This is a genomic window from Caballeronia udeis (assembly GCF_001544555.2).
GTDB classification, from domain to species: domain Bacteria; phylum Pseudomonadota; class Gammaproteobacteria; order Burkholderiales; family Burkholderiaceae; genus Caballeronia; species Caballeronia udeis.
Window position 1 is genome coordinate 26,531 of sequence record NZ_FCOK02000005.1, and the last position, 18,230, is coordinate 44,760.

Annotated in this window: 16 protein-coding genes; 7 read left to right on the plus strand and 9 right to left on the minus strand. The window is 62.2% G+C overall.

The window, feature by feature from the left end:
- The first annotated feature begins 115 nt into the window (after positions 1-115).
- Both AWB69_RS05525 and AWB69_RS05530 read left to right on the plus strand, forming a co-directional pair.
- Positions 116-1,072 (plus strand): AraC family transcriptional regulator, encoded by a 957-nt coding sequence (locus AWB69_RS05525; RefSeq protein WP_082913267.1) that lies wholly within the window; start codon positions 116-118, stop codon positions 1,070-1,072.
- Between the two features lie 4 nt (positions 1,073-1,076).
- Positions 1,077-2,318: an MFS transporter gene (locus tag AWB69_RS05530; protein ID WP_062083029.1), complete on the plus strand. Its 1,242-nt coding sequence runs from the start codon at positions 1,077-1,079 to the stop codon at positions 2,316-2,318.
- An 18-nt stretch (positions 2,319-2,336) separates the two neighbouring features.
- Here AWB69_RS05530 and AWB69_RS05535 read toward each other — a convergent pair whose 3' ends face one another.
- Positions 2,337-3,542 carry an MFS transporter gene (locus tag AWB69_RS05535; RefSeq protein ID WP_082913268.1) on the minus strand — a complete coding sequence of 402 codons (1,206 nt, stop codon included), beginning with the start codon at positions 3,540-3,542 and terminating at the stop codon, positions 2,337-2,339.
- A 130-nt stretch (positions 3,543-3,672) separates the two neighbouring features.
- Here AWB69_RS05535 and AWB69_RS05540 point away from each other — a divergent pair, with 130 nt between their 5' ends.
- Positions 3,673-4,245 (plus strand): TetR/AcrR family transcriptional regulator, encoded by a 573-nt coding sequence (locus AWB69_RS05540; protein ID WP_062083031.1) that lies wholly within the window; start codon positions 3,673-3,675, stop codon positions 4,243-4,245.
- A 125-nt stretch (positions 4,246-4,370) separates the two neighbouring features.
- Here AWB69_RS05540 and AWB69_RS05545 read toward each other — a convergent pair whose 3' ends face one another.
- Both AWB69_RS05545 and AWB69_RS05550 read right to left on the minus strand, forming a co-directional pair.
- Positions 4,371-4,619, minus strand: coding sequence for a hypothetical protein (locus AWB69_RS05545; RefSeq protein WP_062083033.1), 249 nt, complete (start codon positions 4,617-4,619; stop codon positions 4,371-4,373).
- A 141-nt stretch (positions 4,620-4,760) separates the two neighbouring features.
- Positions 4,761-5,030 carry a DUF4148 domain-containing protein gene (locus tag AWB69_RS05550; RefSeq protein WP_062083036.1) on the minus strand — a complete coding sequence of 90 codons (270 nt, stop codon included), beginning with the start codon at positions 5,028-5,030 and terminating at the stop codon, positions 4,761-4,763.
- A 350-nt stretch (positions 5,031-5,380) separates the two neighbouring features.
- Here AWB69_RS05550 and AWB69_RS05555 point away from each other — a divergent pair, with 350 nt between their 5' ends.
- Positions 5,381-6,130 (plus strand): hypothetical protein, encoded by a 750-nt coding sequence (locus tag AWB69_RS05555; RefSeq protein WP_197500171.1) that lies wholly within the window; start codon positions 5,381-5,383, stop codon positions 6,128-6,130.
- A 200-nt stretch (positions 6,131-6,330) separates the two neighbouring features.
- Positions 6,331-7,632, plus strand: coding sequence for a UDP-N-acetylglucosamine 1-carboxyvinyltransferase (locus tag AWB69_RS05560; protein ID WP_062083040.1), 1,302 nt, complete (start codon positions 6,331-6,333; stop codon positions 7,630-7,632).
- A gap of 100 nt (positions 7,633-7,732) precedes the next feature.
- Here the strand turns inward: AWB69_RS05560 and ggt are convergent, their stop codons facing one another.
- Together ggt and AWB69_RS05570 are read right to left on the minus strand one after the other, a co-directional pair.
- On the minus strand, positions 7,733-9,460 hold the full coding sequence (gene ggt, locus AWB69_RS05565) for a gamma-glutamyltransferase (protein ID WP_062083042.1): 1,728 nt from the start codon (positions 9,458-9,460) through the stop codon (positions 7,733-7,735).
- Between the two features lie 158 nt (positions 9,461-9,618).
- Positions 9,619-10,341 carry a GNAT family N-acetyltransferase gene (locus AWB69_RS05570; RefSeq protein ID WP_062083044.1) on the minus strand — a complete coding sequence of 241 codons (723 nt, stop codon included), beginning with the start codon at positions 10,339-10,341 and terminating at the stop codon, positions 9,619-9,621.
- A 195-nt stretch (positions 10,342-10,536) separates the two neighbouring features.
- On the opposite strand from AWB69_RS05570, the gene pdxR reads away from it, so the two are divergent.
- Positions 10,537-12,012: a MocR-like pyridoxine biosynthesis transcription factor PdxR gene (pdxR, locus tag AWB69_RS05575; protein WP_062083345.1), complete on the plus strand. Its 1,476-nt coding sequence runs from the start codon at positions 10,537-10,539 to the stop codon at positions 12,010-12,012.
- Positions 12,013-12,027: 15 nt separating this feature from the next.
- Here the strand turns inward: pdxR and AWB69_RS05580 are convergent, their stop codons facing one another.
- The 4 genes from AWB69_RS05580 to AWB69_RS05595 form a co-directional block, all read right to left on the minus strand.
- The gene (locus AWB69_RS05580; RefSeq protein WP_062083046.1) at positions 12,028-13,083 is read right to left on the minus strand and encodes an ABC transporter substrate-binding protein; all 1,056 of its coding nucleotides are present in this window, start codon (positions 13,081-13,083) and stop codon (positions 12,028-12,030) included.
- A gap of 85 nt (positions 13,084-13,168) precedes the next feature.
- Entirely contained in the window at positions 13,169-14,029 is an 861-nt protein-coding gene (locus AWB69_RS05585; protein ID WP_062083048.1) for an ABC transporter ATP-binding protein, read from the minus strand.
- Entirely contained in the window at positions 14,023-15,114 is a 1,092-nt protein-coding gene (locus tag AWB69_RS05590; RefSeq protein ID WP_082913270.1) for an ABC transporter permease, read from the minus strand. Before AWB69_RS05590 ends, AWB69_RS05585 begins: the two co-directional genes overlap by 7 nt.
- A 175-nt stretch (positions 15,115-15,289) precedes the next feature.
- Positions 15,290-16,732 carry an NAD(P)-binding domain-containing protein gene (locus AWB69_RS05595; protein ID WP_062083051.1) on the minus strand — a complete coding sequence of 481 codons (1,443 nt, stop codon included), beginning with the start codon at positions 16,730-16,732 and terminating at the stop codon, positions 15,290-15,292.
- Positions 16,733-17,012: 280 nt separating this feature from the next.
- Here AWB69_RS05595 and AWB69_RS05600 point away from each other — a divergent pair, with 280 nt between their 5' ends.
- Positions 17,013-18,203 carry a porin gene (locus AWB69_RS05600; protein WP_062083053.1) on the plus strand — a complete coding sequence of 397 codons (1,191 nt, stop codon included), beginning with the start codon at positions 17,013-17,015 and terminating at the stop codon, positions 18,201-18,203.
- Positions 18,204-18,230 lie beyond the last annotated feature (27 nt).

Below are 18,230 nucleotides of genomic sequence, written 5' to 3' on the forward strand. Positions count from 1 at the left end.
GTTTCGCGGCGCCGCCGTAAGACGGCTGGGCTCACGGCGCCGCCCCGGTACAACATCGAGCAGCTTGGCGAAAAACCCAGCACAATGTCCGCTTGCCGCCCAGCGAGGACTTGCCATGAATGCCATGACACCATTGCCCATGCCGCCTTCGGGCTCCCGCGTCAATTTGCGCTCCAGCAGCGGTCGGGGCTGGAATGGCTTCGGTGCGGCGCTGCTCGGTATTTCGGCGGGCACGCACCGGATTCCGGCCATGGCGCATCACCGCGTCGGTGTGCATGTCGGCGCGCCGGTGATGGCGCGCTGCATGTGCGAGCAACGCCGCTATGCACGCGTTCAGGCGCATGGCGACGCCGACGTGATCCCCGCGGGACTCGAAGGCCAATGGACCGACGAATCGGATTGCACGATCCTCAGCATCTGGATCAGCGAGTCGTTCACGCGCAAGACGCTGGAACAGTTGGAACTGAAATCGGGCGTTGCCGAGATCCGTCCGCAACTGCAGATGCGCGATCCGCGTTTTCAGCATCTGGCGTGGGCGCTGCAGGCCGAACTCGACGCCGGCGACGCGTCCGATCCGCTTTTTGCAGAAAGCCTCTGCACAGCCATGGTGGTCCGGCTGGCCGGCAATGGCGCCGGCGCCAGCATCGCCACGCTCGACGGCAAGAGGCGTACGTTGGCGCTGAGAACGGCTACGAGCGTGATCGACTTCATTGAAAGCAATCTGGACCAGCGGCTGATGCTCGATGAACTTGCCGCGCTGGCCCAGCTCAGCGTGCCGCATTTCAAGGTGCTCTTTCGCGAGACGCTTGGCGTGCCGGTGCATCGATACGTGGTGCAGCGCCGCGTTGAACGCGCGAAGGCGTTGCTGTTGCAAGGCAAGCTCAGCGCCGCCCAGGTAGCGCTGGAAACGGGCTTTTCCCATCAGAGTCACATGGCGCACTGGATGAACCGGCTGCTGGGACTGACACCGCGCGAGATCATGAAGAAGGACAGTGGCCAGGCGATGCACCTCGCCAGCCCGGCTCTGGTGAGTACAGCGGCTACAACGCGTAAGCAATCGCTTTCGCGTTGAGCCGATGACCGATATTCCGGGCAATTCGCTTGGCCGCGCGTCCGGGCGATCAATCGACTACGGTTTGTGGGCACTGACGTTCAGCTATGTATTGAGCCAGTTTTTCCGCAGCTATGTAGCCGTGATTTCGACACAGCTCATCGGGGATTTTCATTTCACTCCGCAGATGTTCGGCTGGTTCTCCGGAGCGTTTTTTCTTGTCTTCGCCGCCGCACAAATTCCGGTTGGATTTATGTTCGACCGGTACGGCGTGCGTTATCCCACAGCAGTCCTGATGAGCGTGGGCACGCTGAGCGCCGCGATTGTATCGGTGACGACCGACCCGCGTCTCGCCATCATCGCGCAGGCCGGGATCGGACTGGGTTGCGCGCCAGTCTTCATGGGACTGCTGAATCATGTTCTGCGTCATGGCGCGGGACCGCGCGATGTACGCTCGATCACCACCGCGGGCGCTATTGGCATGTCCGGGGGACTGCTGGCGGCGTTCCCGCTAAGCTGGGCGACAGCAAATTTTGGCTGGCGTTCCATCATGGCGTTGTCGGCCATGCTGATGCTGCTGGCAACGCTCGGCGTTGTCTTCTTCGTGCGTCGACGAGACGAAAAGCCTTCGCCTGACGCGCCGCAATCGCAACCATCGCCGGGAGGGGTAATGACTCCCGCCCGCACGAGCGACTTGTGGACCTTGATGCCGGTTTGCCTGGCGATGTCGGTGGGCGGAACGTTTCGCACGTCCTGGGGCGGACCGTATCTGGCCGACGTATTCGGTTTCGACGTCATAGCGCGCGGCAACGCAATGACCGTCACGAGTATCGCGGGCATAGGCGCATCGTTCTGTATCCCGTTCCTGGTACGGCGATGGTCTCCCAAGCGGTTGTCTCTCGGCTGGCAGGTGACCGGCGTCGTCGCGGCGCTCGTGCTTGCGGCGATGCCGCAGCGAAGCCCGGTTATCAGCATTGCTGCGATCTGCCTGTTGTTGTCCGTAGGCTGCATTCATCCGCTGGTCATGTCACAAGCACGGGCGATCATTGCGCCGGGCAAACTGGGGCTTGGGTTGGGCTTGCTGAACAGCCTCGTATTTTTGGGTGTGGCGCTGGCAAGCAGCATCTTCGGCTCGATAGCAGAGGAGGCACGATTGACGGGCGTATCGAATGCCGACCTCTATTCAAGGCTCTTTGTCGTGACGGCGGTGCCGCTCGCTGTTGGAGCACTCGCCTATTGGTTCAGTCCCGGACGCGCGCGCAGATGATGCATCGATGGTGGTTCGTCAGCCTCCGACCATCCGCTGGCGGCTTTCCAGCGAACTGGCGACAACGGTCATCCCCGCCAGCGCCACCATCGTGATTCCGTATACATCGGTAGTCAGGCGCAAACCGACGACATGGGCCATGGTCCCCGCGATGATCGCCGGCACGCTGAACGCCAGATAACTCAGCACGTAGAACGCCGCCATCAGCCCCGCTCGTTCGTGCGCTTCGGCCAGCGGCAAGACCGAGCGCAATGCGCCCTGAAACGCCGAGCCAAAGCCCATGCCCGCCAGGATGGTTCCGGCAAAAAAGATCGCGGCATTGCCCGCGTGCACCCCGGCCAGCGTCACCAGCAATCCGGTTGCAAGCACCACCGCACCCGTCATCAGCAACCGGGGCGTGCTCAACGCGCGCAACAGCAACACGGCAACCAGGCCCCCACCCGTCAGAGCGAATACGACCCAGCCGCCCGTCATGACGTCGTTGTCGCCTGTCACAGCACGCGCCAGCGTCGGCCCCAACGACAGATAGAACCCGCCCAGCGCCCATACCGCAACGTTGACCGGTGCAATGCGCAACATCGCAGCCCGCGCTGCACGAGGCACCCGCACGCGCGGCACCAGCGAAGCGAGCGTCCCCGGGCTCCGGCTCACCGTCTCCGGCAGCATCCACACGCCCACTGCCTGAAGCACGAACCCCACGGCCAGCAACACGTACACAAGCCGCATGGGCGCGGGCGCATAGTCGACCAGCAAGCTCGTGCCAAGCGCGCCCACCCCCATGCCGAGCATTGGCGAAAGCGTGTTGACCAGCGAACCGCGCGTGCGGCTTGCATCCAGAATCGCCGCACCCAGCGCGCTCGTGGCCGTACCGGTCGCAAAACCCTGGAGCACACGCGCCAGGATCAGCATCTGGACGCTGTGGGCGCCGGCGAAAACGAGCATGGCCACGACCTCGAGCGCCACACCGCCCATGATCGCCGGACGCCGGCCAATGTGATCCGAGAGCGACCCGGTCGTCAGCAGCGCGGCCAGGAGGCTGAATGCGTAGACGGCGAATACCAGCGTCAGCGTGGCCGACGAGAACCCCCATGCCTCCTGATACAGCCGGTAAAGCGGTGTCGGCGCGCTCGACGCGCCAAAGAACATGGCCGCGATGAACGCATAAAGCGGCAGCGCATGGCGTGTCCTGTCAGGGGTGAAACGAGGGGCAGTATTGAAGGCCATTGCACACTCCGGAAAATAAACGCAAAATAATTGCTTTAGCGAATTGTGCGCGTTGTTCTTCGTTAATGCAAATTTTTAGCTTTTAGCGGATTTCATCGATACGAACGAACAAGGCGGAGAGAGACAGGCAATGGCAGCAAGAGAAGGGTTGCGACCCGGTGGACGGAGCGCGCGGGTGCAGGAGTCCGTGCATCATGCAGTCAGGACGTTGCTGGACGAAATGCCGCGCGAGGAACTCACCGTGCCGCAAGTCGCGGCGCGCGCGGGGGTGACGCCGTCGACTATCTACCGGCGCTGGGGTGACCTGCCGACTCTTCTCGCCGATGTCGCCCTGCAGCGTTTTCATCCGGATAACGGCCCGGCTGACACGGGCACCCTGCGAAGCGATCTGGAAACGTGGGCGCAGGGGTATCAGGAAGAGATGTCGTCGGCGCCCGGCCGCGCCATGACACGCGACGTGCTGGCAAGCAACGATCCCCGCAGCCCCGCCTGTCAGTGCGCGGCCATCACGCGCTCGCAGATCCAGATGATCCTGGACCGGGCCGCCGAACGAGGCGAAACGCCACCCGATGTGCATGCGGTGATGGATCAGGTGGTCGCGCCGCTCATCTATCGCCTGCTCTTCGACGATCTCCCGATCGACCCCGCATTCGCCCGCACCCGCATGGCGGTGTTGCTGGACCGGACAAGGCAAGGGTCGTGAAAAAACACACGGTTGTGCTTTCCCTGGCTAAATCCTCTCGGGATCAGAGCGGCATCCGTGAGATTTCCTGATGATTCACACGCGCCGCCGTGCTCGCTTCACTGAATGATCCTTCCACCTTCTTCTTACGCTGCAAGCCGATAACTCATCATTGCTGGCCGTGAGATGGCAGGAGGGAACACGCACCAGCTACCGTCGTCGTGGCGAAAGAAAAAGATTGCGCGCGAGCCTGTTGGTGCCGAGGCCTCGATGCGCACGTAGCGTCTCTTGTCCAGACTCATGCGGCCGAATTGAACCACGTGGATCCGCATCGCAGGGGTGGGCGCCAGCCATTTTTCGACGAGGTAACGCAAGGACTTCTCGGCGATGTTCATCTCCGTCTCCTTCATGCCAATACTGCTGGCCGGTGCCGACAAACACGACGGCGCTCATCCGCATACCGAAATATTCCGCGAGCCTTGTACCCGGGAAAAGGCCGGGTGCAAGCTCGTGTCCGACCTGCCGGGAACGTCGGCTCAGCCACCGCCGTAAAGCGCGTTCAAGCGGTCGAGCGACCCATCCTGCTTGGCGCGCATCAGTTCATCGTAGACCTCCGCGCGGGTCTTCCCAACGGGCGCAGCGTTGCTCTTCATTGGTGCTGCCGGCTGCGTGGGCGCCGAATCCGCTTGGGACGCCATGGTGCTGTTATCGCCCGGCGTCCCCTTGGCCGTGTCGTACTCCCCTGCATAGACCTGCGAAGCGACGGCGATCAGCGCACCAGCAACCGCTAACGTGAGGTATTTCATGACACTCTCCATTTCATTAACTTAGGAATACCGATCATATTCACTGAATTGAATGCATCGGATTGTGGCGTCTGAGATAATGTAAGGATCTCAAGGTCCTGGATAAATCAGTCAGACGCACACTCATATAACTACGGCCAAGTGCGGTTTATTCCCCTCACCCCGTCAATCTCAAGGCACCTCTTTTTATCGATGTCCAGAGAGCGGGAATAAAACCGCCCGGCCGCAGGTCTTACTTTCAGGTTGGATGTACACGCGTGCGCGTAAATACTTTTCCCGATCCCTGCGCGTCTGGCTGAAGTCGTTATTTAATGAAACCCCGTCCGCGTTCGACATCAAGAGGAATGGAGATGCAATCGATCTTGCGTCATGTGCAGATTGGATCGGGCGTGGTGCTGCTGACCTATCTTTTCCTCCATCTGGTCAATCACGCGCTCGGAATCTGGTCGCTGGATCTGGCGGGACACGGTCTCACGCTTGCCATCAGGCTATGGCACAGCACGCCCGGCACGATCTTGCTCTATGGTTCGGCCGCGCTTCATTTTTCGCTGGCGCTGCGCACGATCTACGGACGCCGCCGCTGGGTGCTGCCGGCTACCGAATGGATCCGCATCTGGGCGGGACTGAGCCTGCCTCTCCTGCTCATCCGCCATGTGGTTGCAACCCGTCTTGCCGCCTCGCTCTACGGCTTCGAACCGAACTATGAAAAGATCGTGATCACGCTGATCTCAAGCGGCACGCAGGGGCTGCAACTTGCGCTGCTCGCGCCGGGCTGGGTACACGGCTGTCTCGGACTCTGGATAGGTTTTGGCCACTACGATCCCGTGCGCCGCGCAAAACCCGCGCTGATCGCGGTGCTCGCTGGATTGCCGCTGCTGTCTGCGGCCGGTTTTCTTCACATGACCCGGGCCGTCGAGAAGATGCGTCCCATCCTCCCTGCGCCCGATCCGAAGCTGCTCGTACATCAGGTCGCGCTGGATGCCTGGCGTCACGATCTCCTGATGCTCTATGTGTCACTGGTCGTTGGTGCTCTGGTCGCGGGCCAGTTGCGCAATCGAATCGAGCGCCGAAGTCTCCCTAAGACATCGCTCGATGCCTGACGCATTCATGCAGGCGGAAGAATCATGGGGGTTTCCGTTGGCCTTGACTATAAATTCCAGGCTGGAGTCTCTTGCGGCAACCGCTAAGCCCAATGGATCGGGCCCCTTGGCGCCGTGATAAATTAGCCACACCTACCGCCTATGCGCACTGCACGGTGGCATCATTATTCCCTCGCTTCTTCCACGAGCCTCTTGCGAACATGTCGAATCTGATCGTACATGGCGGCGTCGCCCTACGCGGGGAAATCACGCCGTCCGCCAACAAAAACGCTGTCCTCCCCATCCTTTGCGCCACGCTGCTGACCGATCAGCCGCTGCGCCTTATCGGCGTCCCTGAAATCACCGACGTCAAAAAGATCCTCGAGATTTTCCGTACGCTCGGCAGCAACGTGTCGATGGACTTTTCCACCGGCATCCTCGACCTGCATCATCACGCAACGACCTTCGACCCCGTCGCGCATCATCTGCCCGAGGAAATGCGCTCTTCCATCATGCTCGTGCCGCCCTTGCTCGCGCGGTTCGGCGTGGCGCGGCTGGAAAACGACGTCAAGGGCTGCACGCTGGGGGTTCGGGAAATCGATCCGCATGTGGAGGTATTCGAACGTTTTGGGGCAAAGGTCGAGCGCACGACCGACTCGCTGATCGTGCGGGCCGCTACACAGATGACCGCGAATCATCACTGGCTGGACTATGCCTCGGTCACTACCACCGAGAACTTCGCGCTCTGCGCGGCAGCGGCGAACGGTACGTCGACGCTGGTGAACGCGGCGTCGGAACCGCACGTACAGGAGTTTTGCCGTTTCCTCGCGCTGCTAGGCGTGGAAATCGATGGCATTGGCACGTCGCGTCTGAGCGTCACGGGCGGCCGCAAGCTGAGCGGCGGCGAGTTTCGCTTCAGCGAGGACTTCCATGAAATCGCGACCTTCCTCGCGCTCGGGGCGATCACCGGCGGCAACATCGCGGTGAGGAATACCGCCCCCGACCAGTTCCCGCTGATCGACCGGACCTTCGCGAAGTTCGGGGTGAATGTAGAGCATAAGAACGGCTGGTCGCGCGCGTTCCAGGACGGTCCATTGCGCGTGCGCCGGCCGTTCACGCAAAATATCCTCACCAAGGTGGAAGCCGCGCCCTGGCCGTATCTGCCGGTCGACCTGCTGCCCATCTTCATCGCACTCGGCGTGAAAGCCGAAGGCAGCGCCATGTTCTGGAACAAGGTCTATGACGGCGCAATGGGGTGGTCGGTCGAGCTGTCGAAGTTCGGCGCGCACGTGTTCCTGTCGGACCCGCACCGGCTGATCACGTTCGGCGGCCTGCCGTTGAGTCCCGCGAAAGTGGAGAGCCCGTACATCATCCGCGTGGCGATCGCGCTGCTGATGGTCGCGGCGAGCATCAAGGGGCGTTCGGAGATCATCAATGCACTTCCGATCCGCCGTGCACACCCGCGCTTCGTGGAGAACCTGCGCTCGGTCGGTGCGGACGTGGAGTGGACCAGCAGCGAATGACTGAAGAGGTAAATAGGCGTCGTGGCCGGCAGCCGCGACGCCAACAAGCCCGAACCGTGCCGGCGATAATCAAACACTCGCCGGCACGGCTTCGCGTGCATCAATAGCCGAGCGCGAGTCCCGAGTTACGACGCGGATCGTTCGCGCCATAGAAACGATTCTTGCCGACCGGCTTGCCGCCCAGCGACGGCGCGCCCACCAGAATTGCCGCTACGTGGTTGGCCGGTTGCGGACCCGAGAACTTCTGACCCCATCCTTCCAGGATCTTCTGCGTGTCGGGGCTCAGCGTGAAGCGTTCGAGATTCGTCGTTTCCGGCAGCCATTGCTGATGAAAACGCGGTGCATCCACAGCTTCCTGAATGTTCATGCCGTAGTCGATCACGTTAAGCATGGTCAGGAGCGTAGCGGTAATGATGCGGCTGCCGCCCGGCGTACCGACCACCATCACGGTCTTGCCGTCCTTCGTGACAATCGTCGGGCTCATGGACGACAACGGACGCCGGCCCGGGCCAATAGCGTTGGCCTCGCCCTGCACCAGCCCGTACATGTTCGGCACACCGACCTTCGACGTGAAGTCGTCCATCTCGTCGTTGAGCATCACGCCCGTCTTGTTCGCCATCACGCCCGAGCCGAACCAGTCATTAAGCGTATAGGTCACCGAAACCGCGTTGCCCCATTTGTCGACGATCGAATAGTGGGTGGTGTTCGTGCCTTCATGAGGAGCCACGCCCGGCTTGATTTCCTGCGACACCCCCGCCTTATGCGGATCGATTGCAGCGCGGATCTTGGCCGCATAGTCCTTGTCGAGCAGACGGTCCAGCGGGTTTTTCACGAAATCGGGGTCACCCAGATAGCTGTTGCGGTCCACATAAGCGTGGCGCATTGCCTCGATCTGGTACTGCATGGCCTGGGCTGAACGGAAGCCGAGGCTTTGCATCGGATAATCCTCGAGGATATTCATGATCTCGCAGATAGCGACTCCGCCCGAGCTCGGCGGCGGCGCCGAGACCACGTGGTAACCGCGATAATCGCACTCGATCGGCGCGAGTTCGCGCGTCTTGTACTGGTCGAGGTCGGCCTGCGTGATGATGCCCTTGCCGGTTTGCGTTGAAGAGACCAGCGCATGGGCTACCCAGCCTTTATAGAAACCGTCGGGACCCTTGGTGCTGATCTCGCGCAGGGTCTTCGCCAGGTCTCTTTGCACGAGCCGCTGGCCCACCTGGAACGGCTCGCCGTGGTTCAGGAAGATCGAGCCGGAGCCGTTCGGGTCCTTCTTGAAGTCGTCCGTGGCGGTCCCGAGGATATCGACGTCGCCCTGGTCGAGCACGAAGCCTTCCTGAGCGTATTTGATTGCCGGGGCGATGAGATCGGCGCGCTTCATCGTGCCGTATTTCGTCAGCGCCATTTCCATGCCGGACACCGTACCCGGCACGCCGACCGCCAGGTAGCCCTTGGTGCTCAGGCCCGGGATCACGTTGCCGTCCTTGTCCAGGTACATGTTCGCGGTGGCGGCCAGCGGTGCTTTTTCGCGGAAGTCGAGGAAGGTCCGGCGGCCGTCGGCGAGCTGGATCGTCATGAAACCGCCGCCGCCGATGTTGCCGGCCGCAGGGTAAACCACGGCGAGTGCGTAGCCGACAGCAACGGCCGCGTCGACTGCGTTGCCGCCGTCCTTGAGCACGTCGACGCCAATGCGCGTGGCGAGATGCTGGGCTGTGACGACCATGCCGTTCTCGGCGGCAACGGGGGCTTGCGAAGCGGCTTGGGCCCCGGCATAGCAAAGGGCGAGCGCCGCCGCGAGAAGCGACTGGGCTAGACGATCGAATTTCATTGTTGAATGTCCGTTGCTGAATAAATGAGGGGAGCGAGAGAGCGCTGATGCAGCGGTGACCTGGCGTCCCGTTTAAAACGGGGCGCCAGGTCACCGCGCACGATACCAACAAAGATTACAAACGGGAACCCGCAAAAGCCGCAGTAGAAAAACCTGGCCTAGCCTGCCTTGGAGAGCTGAGCGCGCAGGTCGGTCAGCGACTTGCGCTGCTGCCCTTGCTCATCGAAGTTCTCCGGCGCGAGCCATTGTTCGAATGCGGCGCGTACCGTGGGCCATTCGCTGTCGATGACGGAAAACCACGCGGTATCCCGTGTTCGCCCCTTGTAGAGCACGGCCTGGCGGAAGATGCCTTCGAACTGAAAACCGAGCCGCGCCGCCGCTTGCCGCGAGGGTGCGTTCAATGCATCGCACTTCCATTCGTAACGGCGGTAGCCGAGTTCATCGAATGCATGTTTCATCAACAGGTACTGGGCTTCCGTTGAGACCGGCGTGCGTTTGAGCAGCGGCGAGAACGCCACGCTGCCCACTTCAATAACGCCATTGGCCCGGTCGATCCGCATCAGCGCGAGGGTGCCGATTGCAGTTCCCCTCTTCAGGTCGATGACCGCATAGTGCTGGGGATCGGGACTCACCGCGGCACGTTCGACAAACTCGCGATAGCTCGCGGCATCGTCGAATGGGCCGACCGGCATGTAGGTCCAGTCACGGCCATCCGGGGCTTCGCTATAGGCGGCGAAGAGGTCCGCTGCGTGGTGCGGCTCGAGCGGCTCCAGCCGGCAATACTGCCCTTCGACGGGATTGCGCGGCGGATGCACGCGCGCGGTCCAGTGGGGCACGGACTCGCCAACGGGTTGCTGATACTGATTCAGGGTGCTGGGCATAACGGTTCCTTGCAGCATGGGGCGGGGACACAGGGTGGGACATAAAGCAGGGGTTCACGCAAAACGCGGGCAAAGCATGTGCTAACGTACGCGCATCATGGAACCTTAAAAAGTGCCACATTCCATGTTTTTCATGGCTCCACGCTCGTGGCTTCGCCTGCTGGCGTGCTCCTCCCCATTCCGCTCATGATCCTCATGACTACCGCTGCTTCCTCGCCTGTGCCGCAGACCCTGCTCGAGGCGCCGCTCGCCAAAGGGCCCGGCGCGGCGCCCATGCAACGCCAGTTGCACCATCGCTTCAAGGAGGCGATCCTCGGCGGCCACCTCGCGCCGGGCAGCCGCCTCCCTGGGTCGCGCGCGCTGGCCGAGGCGCTGTCGATTTCCCGTAACACGGTGACCGCCGCCTACGACCTGCTGGCGGCAGAGGGATATGTGCAACCTGACCGGCAAGGCACCCGGGTAGCGACGCTGTCGCGCCCGGCGCCACCGCGCGGCAAGCGCCAGGCGCTGGCGGCGCCGGCCACCTCGCAGCGGCTGACGGGCATTCAAGCCTCCGCGCCGCCGGCCGATGGGGTTGCTGCATTGCGCCCTGGTGTGCCGGCCTTGTCGCATTTCCCGCTGGCTGCGTGGCGCCGTGCGATCGACCGTGCGATTCGAAACGCGGGGCCATCGGCTCTCGGTTACGGTGATCCTCCGGGTGAGCCGGCGCTGCGTGCGTCCATTGCCCGGCATCTGGGCATCGCCCGGGGTGTGCGATGCGATCCGGCTCAGGTGGTCATCACCGAGGGCGCGCAGGAAGCGCTCTCGCTCTGCGTGCGTTTGCTGACCAATGCCGGCGATACGGCGTGGATCGAAGATCCGGGTTATCGCGGAGCGAAGGCGGCCATGCGCGCGGGCGACCTGCACATGGTGCCCATGCGCGTTGATGCCGATGGCCTGATCGCCGATGAAAACGACTGGAAGACGCAGCCGCCACGGCTGATCTACACCACGCCTTCGCATCAGTATCCCGCGGGCGCGGTGCTGACTGTCGCGCGGCGCCTTGAGCTGATCGCGAAGGCACAGCACCATGGGACGTGGATCATCGAAGACGACTACGACAGCGAATTCCGCCACGCCGGCGAGCCTATTGGCGCCATGCAGGGTTTGGTAGCGCAGGCGCCCGTGCTGTACGTGGGCACGTTCAGCAAGACGATGTTTCCGTCGTTACGCCTGGGGTTTCTTGTGCTGCCGGAAACACTGGTGGCGCAGATGCGCATGCCTCTGGACGACATGCTGCGAGGCGGCCACCGTCATGAACAGCTTGCACTGGCCGAGTTCATTGAAAGCGGCCAGTTCAGCCGGCATCTGGGCCGCATGCGGCGTTTGTACCGCGACAGGCAGCACGCGTTGAGAGAAGCGCTGACCCGCCACTTGCCGATGATGCATGTGATTGAAGGCGGGTATTGCGGCTTGCACTTAACGGTACGGCTGCCGGCGTGTTACCCCGACCGCGAGATTGCCGACGCAGCCCGGCAGCACGGTATAGCCCCCGCTCCGTTATCCAGTTTTGCGCTGCAGTCCAAGCCCGAGGACAACGGCCTCGTGCTTGGGTATGGGAATACATCGGCGGAATTGTTCGAGCCTTTGGTCCGGCTTCTGGCCAGGCTGGTGCGGGGGGTGAAGGTTTAGAAGCGGTGGACTGCTCTAAACCAGCACATCGGAAAACACCCGGTTAGCGAAGTGGGCCGAATCCGTGCTGCCGTTCAACACGCCCACGGTCTTCAAATCGTCCGCGTACAGCGCGATTTCCTTCTTGAACGCGTCGCCGGTCGGATGATGATGATCCGTATGGCTCTTGAGCATGGCCGTCAACTGGGCCACGTCCGCTTGCGGTGCGTACTGCGCAAAGATCGTCGCTGCTTCCGCGGGATGGTTCGCAGTCCATTCCGTTGCGTCGAGCAAAGCCTGCGTCAACGCCTGGGCCGCCGCGCGATCCTTCCTCACCAGTGTCCCACGCACGCCGAGCACGCAGCACACCCGCGTCTGATACTCGCCGCACAGGTTATTGGAGACCTCGTACAGATGATCCGATTCCCGCAGCAGCCAGATGGTCGGGTCTCCGTCCGCAATCGCGTGGACCTCGCCCTTCTTCAACGCCTCGCCCAGCAGGTTGGCGGGGTACTGCCTCCAGCGAACCTCGCTGTCCGGATCAATGCCGATCTTTTTCAGCGTGATAGCAAAGAAGTTCTTGGTGGGGCTGGCCATGTCACTCACCCCCACAATCTTGCCGCGCAAGCCCGGCAGATCGACAATTCCCGAACTGCGCGTCGCGAGCAGGCGCATGCAGCCGCCGTGAATGCCGGCAGTAAGCTTGACGTCGAAGCCCTGTTCCAGCGGCTTGATCCACCGCAGCGCCATGCCAACACCGGCATCCGACTTGCCGGTCGCAATGGCTTCGAGCAACTGGTCCGTCGACCCGGCGAAGTTGATCAGCTCAACGTCCAGGCCACGCTTGGCAAAGAAGCCTTGCTTGACCGCCACCGGTACCGGCGCCGTACAAATCGATCCGGCGTTCCACGATAACTTCAACTGTTTCAACGTGCTGTCGTCGGCACGCGCAGGCAGTCCGGCAAGGCCAAACGACGCCCCGCCAAGTGCCGCAGCCCCAGCGGTCCACGCAGTCTTGCGCAGCCACGCGCGGCGCGAAATATTCTCCGGCACGGCGGCTCTCTCGCCACCGTCGGCATCAGGACGATTCATCAAACATTCTCCACAGGTCGTTCGTTATTGTTGGCTTGTCTACGTGTTCCGGTCGGGTAATTGAGTTGCCAACGCACCCGCCCCCTCAAGCAACCAGACCGAGTAACGCAAGCACTTCGCGCCTGAGTTCAACCAGCCTGGGGTCGTCGCGATGACGCGGATACGGCGCGTCATTGCGCACTTCCGCCGTCACGCGCGCCGGACGCTCGCTGAAAACGATCACCCGGTTCGCGAGGAACAACGCCTCTTCCACATCGTGTGTCACAAGCAGGACGGAGAAACGCGCATCCAGCCACAACTTCACCAGCTCTCCCTGCATGCGCAGCCGCGTAAGAGAGTCCAGCTTGCCAAAGGGCTCATCGAGTACAAGCAACTCGGGATCGTTGACAAGCGCGCGCGCCAGCGCAACACGCTGCGCCATGCCCCCGGACAACTGATGCGGATACGCCGCTTCAAAGTCCGTCAGGCCGACCAGTTGCAACGCGGCGTCGATGCGTTGTTCCGCCGAACGCTCCCCTGCCGGAAGAGGCTCGACCGACCGGTCCCGGCTCCACGGAAACCGCCTGCGCCTTCGCTGCGCCTCCGGGCCAAGGCCGACATTGGCGCGCACCGTGCGCCACGGATACAAGGTCGGGTCCTGGAACACCACGACCCGCGACGGGTCCGGACCGCGTATGGCGACCCCGTTCGACGACACCGTGCCAACCGCGGGAGCATCGAGTCCGGCAACGAGTCGGAGCAGGGTCGACTTGCCGCAACCGCTCGGCCCTAGCAACGCGACGAACTCACCCGGGGCGACCGAGAAGCTGACGTCGTCGAGAACCGGCAGCGCTGCACCGTGCAGCGAGAACCGGTGGCTGACGTCGCTGACGTCGATACGCGCACCGGTTGCCGCGGCCTTGAATGCCGGCTGTGCTGCTTGCGCGATGCCTTGCGTGCTTACCATTTCAACAACCCCTTCTGCCAGGCGAGTAACCGGTCTCTAAAGCGGAACAGCAACGTGATCAGCCCGGAGCACATCAGCGCCATCACCAGCAACGCGGCGTACATGTTCGAATAAGCCGCCCATCCCTGCGCCCATTGCAAATACCAGCCGAGCCCTGCCTTGACGCCCATCATCTCCGCCACGATCAGCACGGAAAACGACGCGCCCAGTCCCATGAAAAGCCCGACGAACACAGACGGCAACGCGGCCGGTATCGCAACCTTCAGGATCAGGAAACCGGGCCGTGCACCGAGCGTGCGGGCGATGTCGTAGAACGCGCTGTTGACCCCGGCCACGCCCGACCACGTGAGCACGGCCACGGGGAAGCCGGTGGCGAGCGCGATCAGGAACACACTGGCGCTGAAGCTCGACGGAAAGAAAAAGAACGCCAGCGGCAACCAGGCGGTGGCGGGCAATGGACCGATCAGTCTCAATACCGGATGCAGCCAGTACCCCACCACTCGCGACCAGCCGATGCCGACTCCCGTCACAAAGCCCACCACGGCTCCGATCACATAACCGTAAGCAAGCAATCCGAATGAATGGGCGATGCTTGAACCAAGGCGCGGGAAATCATCGAAAAAAACGGCGATCAGCGATTGCGGCGGGGCAAAAAACGGCCGCGGCAGCCATTCGAGTTTCGCAGTGAGTACTTCCCAGGCCGTCACACCCACCGCGAGCGCGACGAGCCAGGGCATGGCCGCGAGCCATCGTTCGGCGCGTGATGGAGACGTATCGGGCTGACGCGCCAGGAGGCTTCTGCGGGCCGTCACGCCTATCAGCAGCGCGGTCGCCGCGAGCACCAGCTTGAGGACCAGAAGATGACTGGTGTAGGGCCAGTCACCGGCGTCAGGCCACCAGTGCGTCAGACCTGCGCTGACAAGCCACGCGAGCGCGGCCAGCCACGCCGGCAGCAGGCTCCTGCTCGTCTCGCTCGAAGACGCCGCGCTTACGCGGGCCGGTTGCGTCCGGATACCCGCCGCTTGCGGCTGGAAGCCGACGCCGGGGTGTCCGGAGGCTGAATCGAAATGAGGAGTGCCGGACATGATGGGGAAGGTCCTCGTTACGTTGAAAGAAGCTCCGTGCACAGCATTGGAGCCCGGGGTTTCCGCAGCGCGTTACATTGCTACAAACGCCAAGACTAGCGACGCTTCGGTCTCTTAACAATTATTCGTTTGCGATATGTTTATGAGCTCACGCGCTTTATCGATTGCATGATTGTTAGGCGATGCCGGCCTTCTCGCCTTGCCACACGCTATGCGCGTAGAGCGTCTCGTTGAAATCCGGAGGCACGTCTGCGTTCAGGCGGACTTCGTGACGATCGAGATCGGCAAGAAAAAGATCGCGGCTGATCCGGCTCACCACCGCCGGAATATCGCGCTTCATGCTTGGCACGTCGCCTACCGGCACGCCGAAGCTGACAAGACCCGCAGGGTTGTACACGTGAAGGTTCGCTAAATGAGGCGCTGTTCCAGGGATCTTCTCCAGATATTCGTGCGCCGCGCCGAGATACGGATGAGCGCCGAGATAGTCGTCGCGCTCGTGATCCTCGGGAACGTACCGGTCGCGCCACAAAAGAATGTCCTTCGATACCGCTGAGAGCTCGGGGCGCACAGCCGGGTCGACAAGGTAGCCCGTACCCGCGATTGCAAAGTCGAACTGGAACTGCTCGTTGCCCACCCGCGCTGCAATACGCCCACCCTCCACGCTGGCGTGGCTCCAGGCCGCGCCAAGATGCAGATGGAAGTTCGGATGCTTCGTCACGCGTTCAACGGCATCGACCGGCGGCGTGGAGCCTGCCTTCCGGAAGCGCAACGCCTGACGCCAGCGGAAAGCGTCCGGTAACTGCGGGTAGTTGTCGTACGCACCCGGATACGCTCTAGTACGCGTAATAGGCGCGGCGGGAACCGCGTCACGACGCACAAAGAGATGCACCTGCGCGGCGCCCGCTTCGAGTGCCGTAGCGGCCGCGTTGAAGGCAGACGCCGCACCGCCGATCACCGCTACCGTTTTATTCCGCAGCGCCTTGAAATCGATAGCCTCCGAGGTATGCGCGTAAAGCGTGCGCGGCAGGTTCTCGTGCAGCACAGGCGGTACCTGCGCAGCGCCGTTGCCGGCGACTCCGTTGCACAGGACGACCTTGCGTGCCGTCTCTACATGCTCGTGACCGGCGGCGTTCAGCAGACGCAAACGGAAGTGCGAGTCCACCGGTTCTATCCGCGTGAGACGTGTGCCATAGCGAACCGGGATCTTCAGGAAGTGGCGATACCACCCGAGATACTCGGCCCAGCGCGCGCGGGGAATCCGATCGATATCCGCATACGCCGCGGCTCCCCAGCGCGCTTCGAACCATGCCTGAAAGCTCAATCCCGCGACGCTGAGCTCCGGCCCTATGAGCGTCTTCGGTGTACGCAGTTTGTTCATGCGCGCCCGGTTGAGCCATACGCCGGCACCCGCTTCGTCAGTTGCCGCATCGATCACCGACACCTTGCCAATACCCGCGCGCCGCAGCGCGAAAGCGAATGCGGCGCCGGTCTGTCCACCGCCGACGATCACGACGTTGTGGTCGATACCCGCCCGGTCCGGCACCCAGTTATCCGGGTCGGGACCTGACAGGCGCAGCGCTTCGAGCGCGTTTGCATCGGGATTAGAGGTGGTTGTCATTGCGTGAGGTCGATCAGGAAAGGGAGAGATGGCCGAGATATTGAAAAGGGATACGCGTGCTGGCAACCAAGCAATTCAACTTTGCTTAGACGCTTTTTGCGGAACACATCGACCAGGGAAGCGGCGCTTACATCTTATTTTCAAATCACGGCGTCAGTACATTACAAATCAAGATCATATGCATTACGAAGTTTAAATTCATCGTTCATTCCAGCGTCGCCAAACCCTAATATAGGGATCCGAAAGATTCGTTAAAACCACCTGGAACAAGAGGACAACAATGAAACGAGCCGTACTCGCGGGCGCTGCCGGCATGCTTGTTATCACGCCTGGAATGTCGCAGGCGCAGAACTCGGTCACGCTATATGGAATAGTCGATGCCGGGATTGCCTACACCAACAACCAGAAGGGCGCGAAGAACTTCCAGCAGACCAGCGGCAAGCTGAGCGGCAGCCGCTGGGGCCTCAAGGGCACCGAAGACCTGGGCGGTGGCCTCGCCGCGGTCTTCACGTTGGAGAACGGCTTTCGCCCTAACGACGGCACGCTGGGGCAAGGCGGCCGGGAGTTTGGCCGGCAAGCGTTCGTGGGTCTGACCAAGACCGGCATAGGCACGGTCACGCTAGGACGCCAGTACGAACCGCTGGCCGATCTCGTTGCGCAATATGCGGGCTCAGGCTTCTGGTCCCCCGCCACGCACGTAGGCGACAACGACAACCTGAACCAAACCTTCCGCGTCAACAACGCTGTCAAGTTCCGCAGCGACTCATTCTCCGGATTTACGCTCGATACGCTGTACGCGTTCAGCAATCAAGCAAACAACGGCACCGGCCAGGGCTTCAGCAATAACCGCGCGTGGGGCGTTTCAGCGAACTACGTAGCGGGTCCGCTTTCGGCAGGCGCCGGGTATGTCGTGCTGAATCATCCGGACAGTACGTCGAATACCAGCGGCGCAGTGGGAGGTGCGACCACGACCACCGGGGACGACTACAGCGGCGCGCTCTTCTACGGACTCAACGGCGGCGTAGCGCGCCAACAAATAGCAGTGGGCGGAGCAAACTATGCAATCGGCAAGGCCACTGCGGGCTTCGCATTCAGCCATACGCAACTCGACTACAACGACGGCTCGTCGCGCAAGTTCAACAACTACGACGCCAACCTGCGTTACCTGTTAACGAGCGCCACCACGCTGATCGGCGTGTACACATTCACAGACGGCCGCGCCAACGGACTGCCGGGAACCGGCGGCGCCACGCTCAAGCCGCGCTGGCATCAGTTCACGCTGGGCCTGGACTACGCGCTCTCGAAGCGGACCGAGTTGTATCTGTCAGGCGTGTATCAACTGGCCTCCGGCGATGCATCTACCCGCGTGGGCAGCGGCTATAGCAAGATCGCCGCTATTGCGGATGCGGGAACGGCGTCATCGACCAACCGGCAAGTCGCAATCTTCAGCGGCATTCGAGCCAGGTTCTAAGCGGGTTTGAAAGGCCGGTGCAGCGCG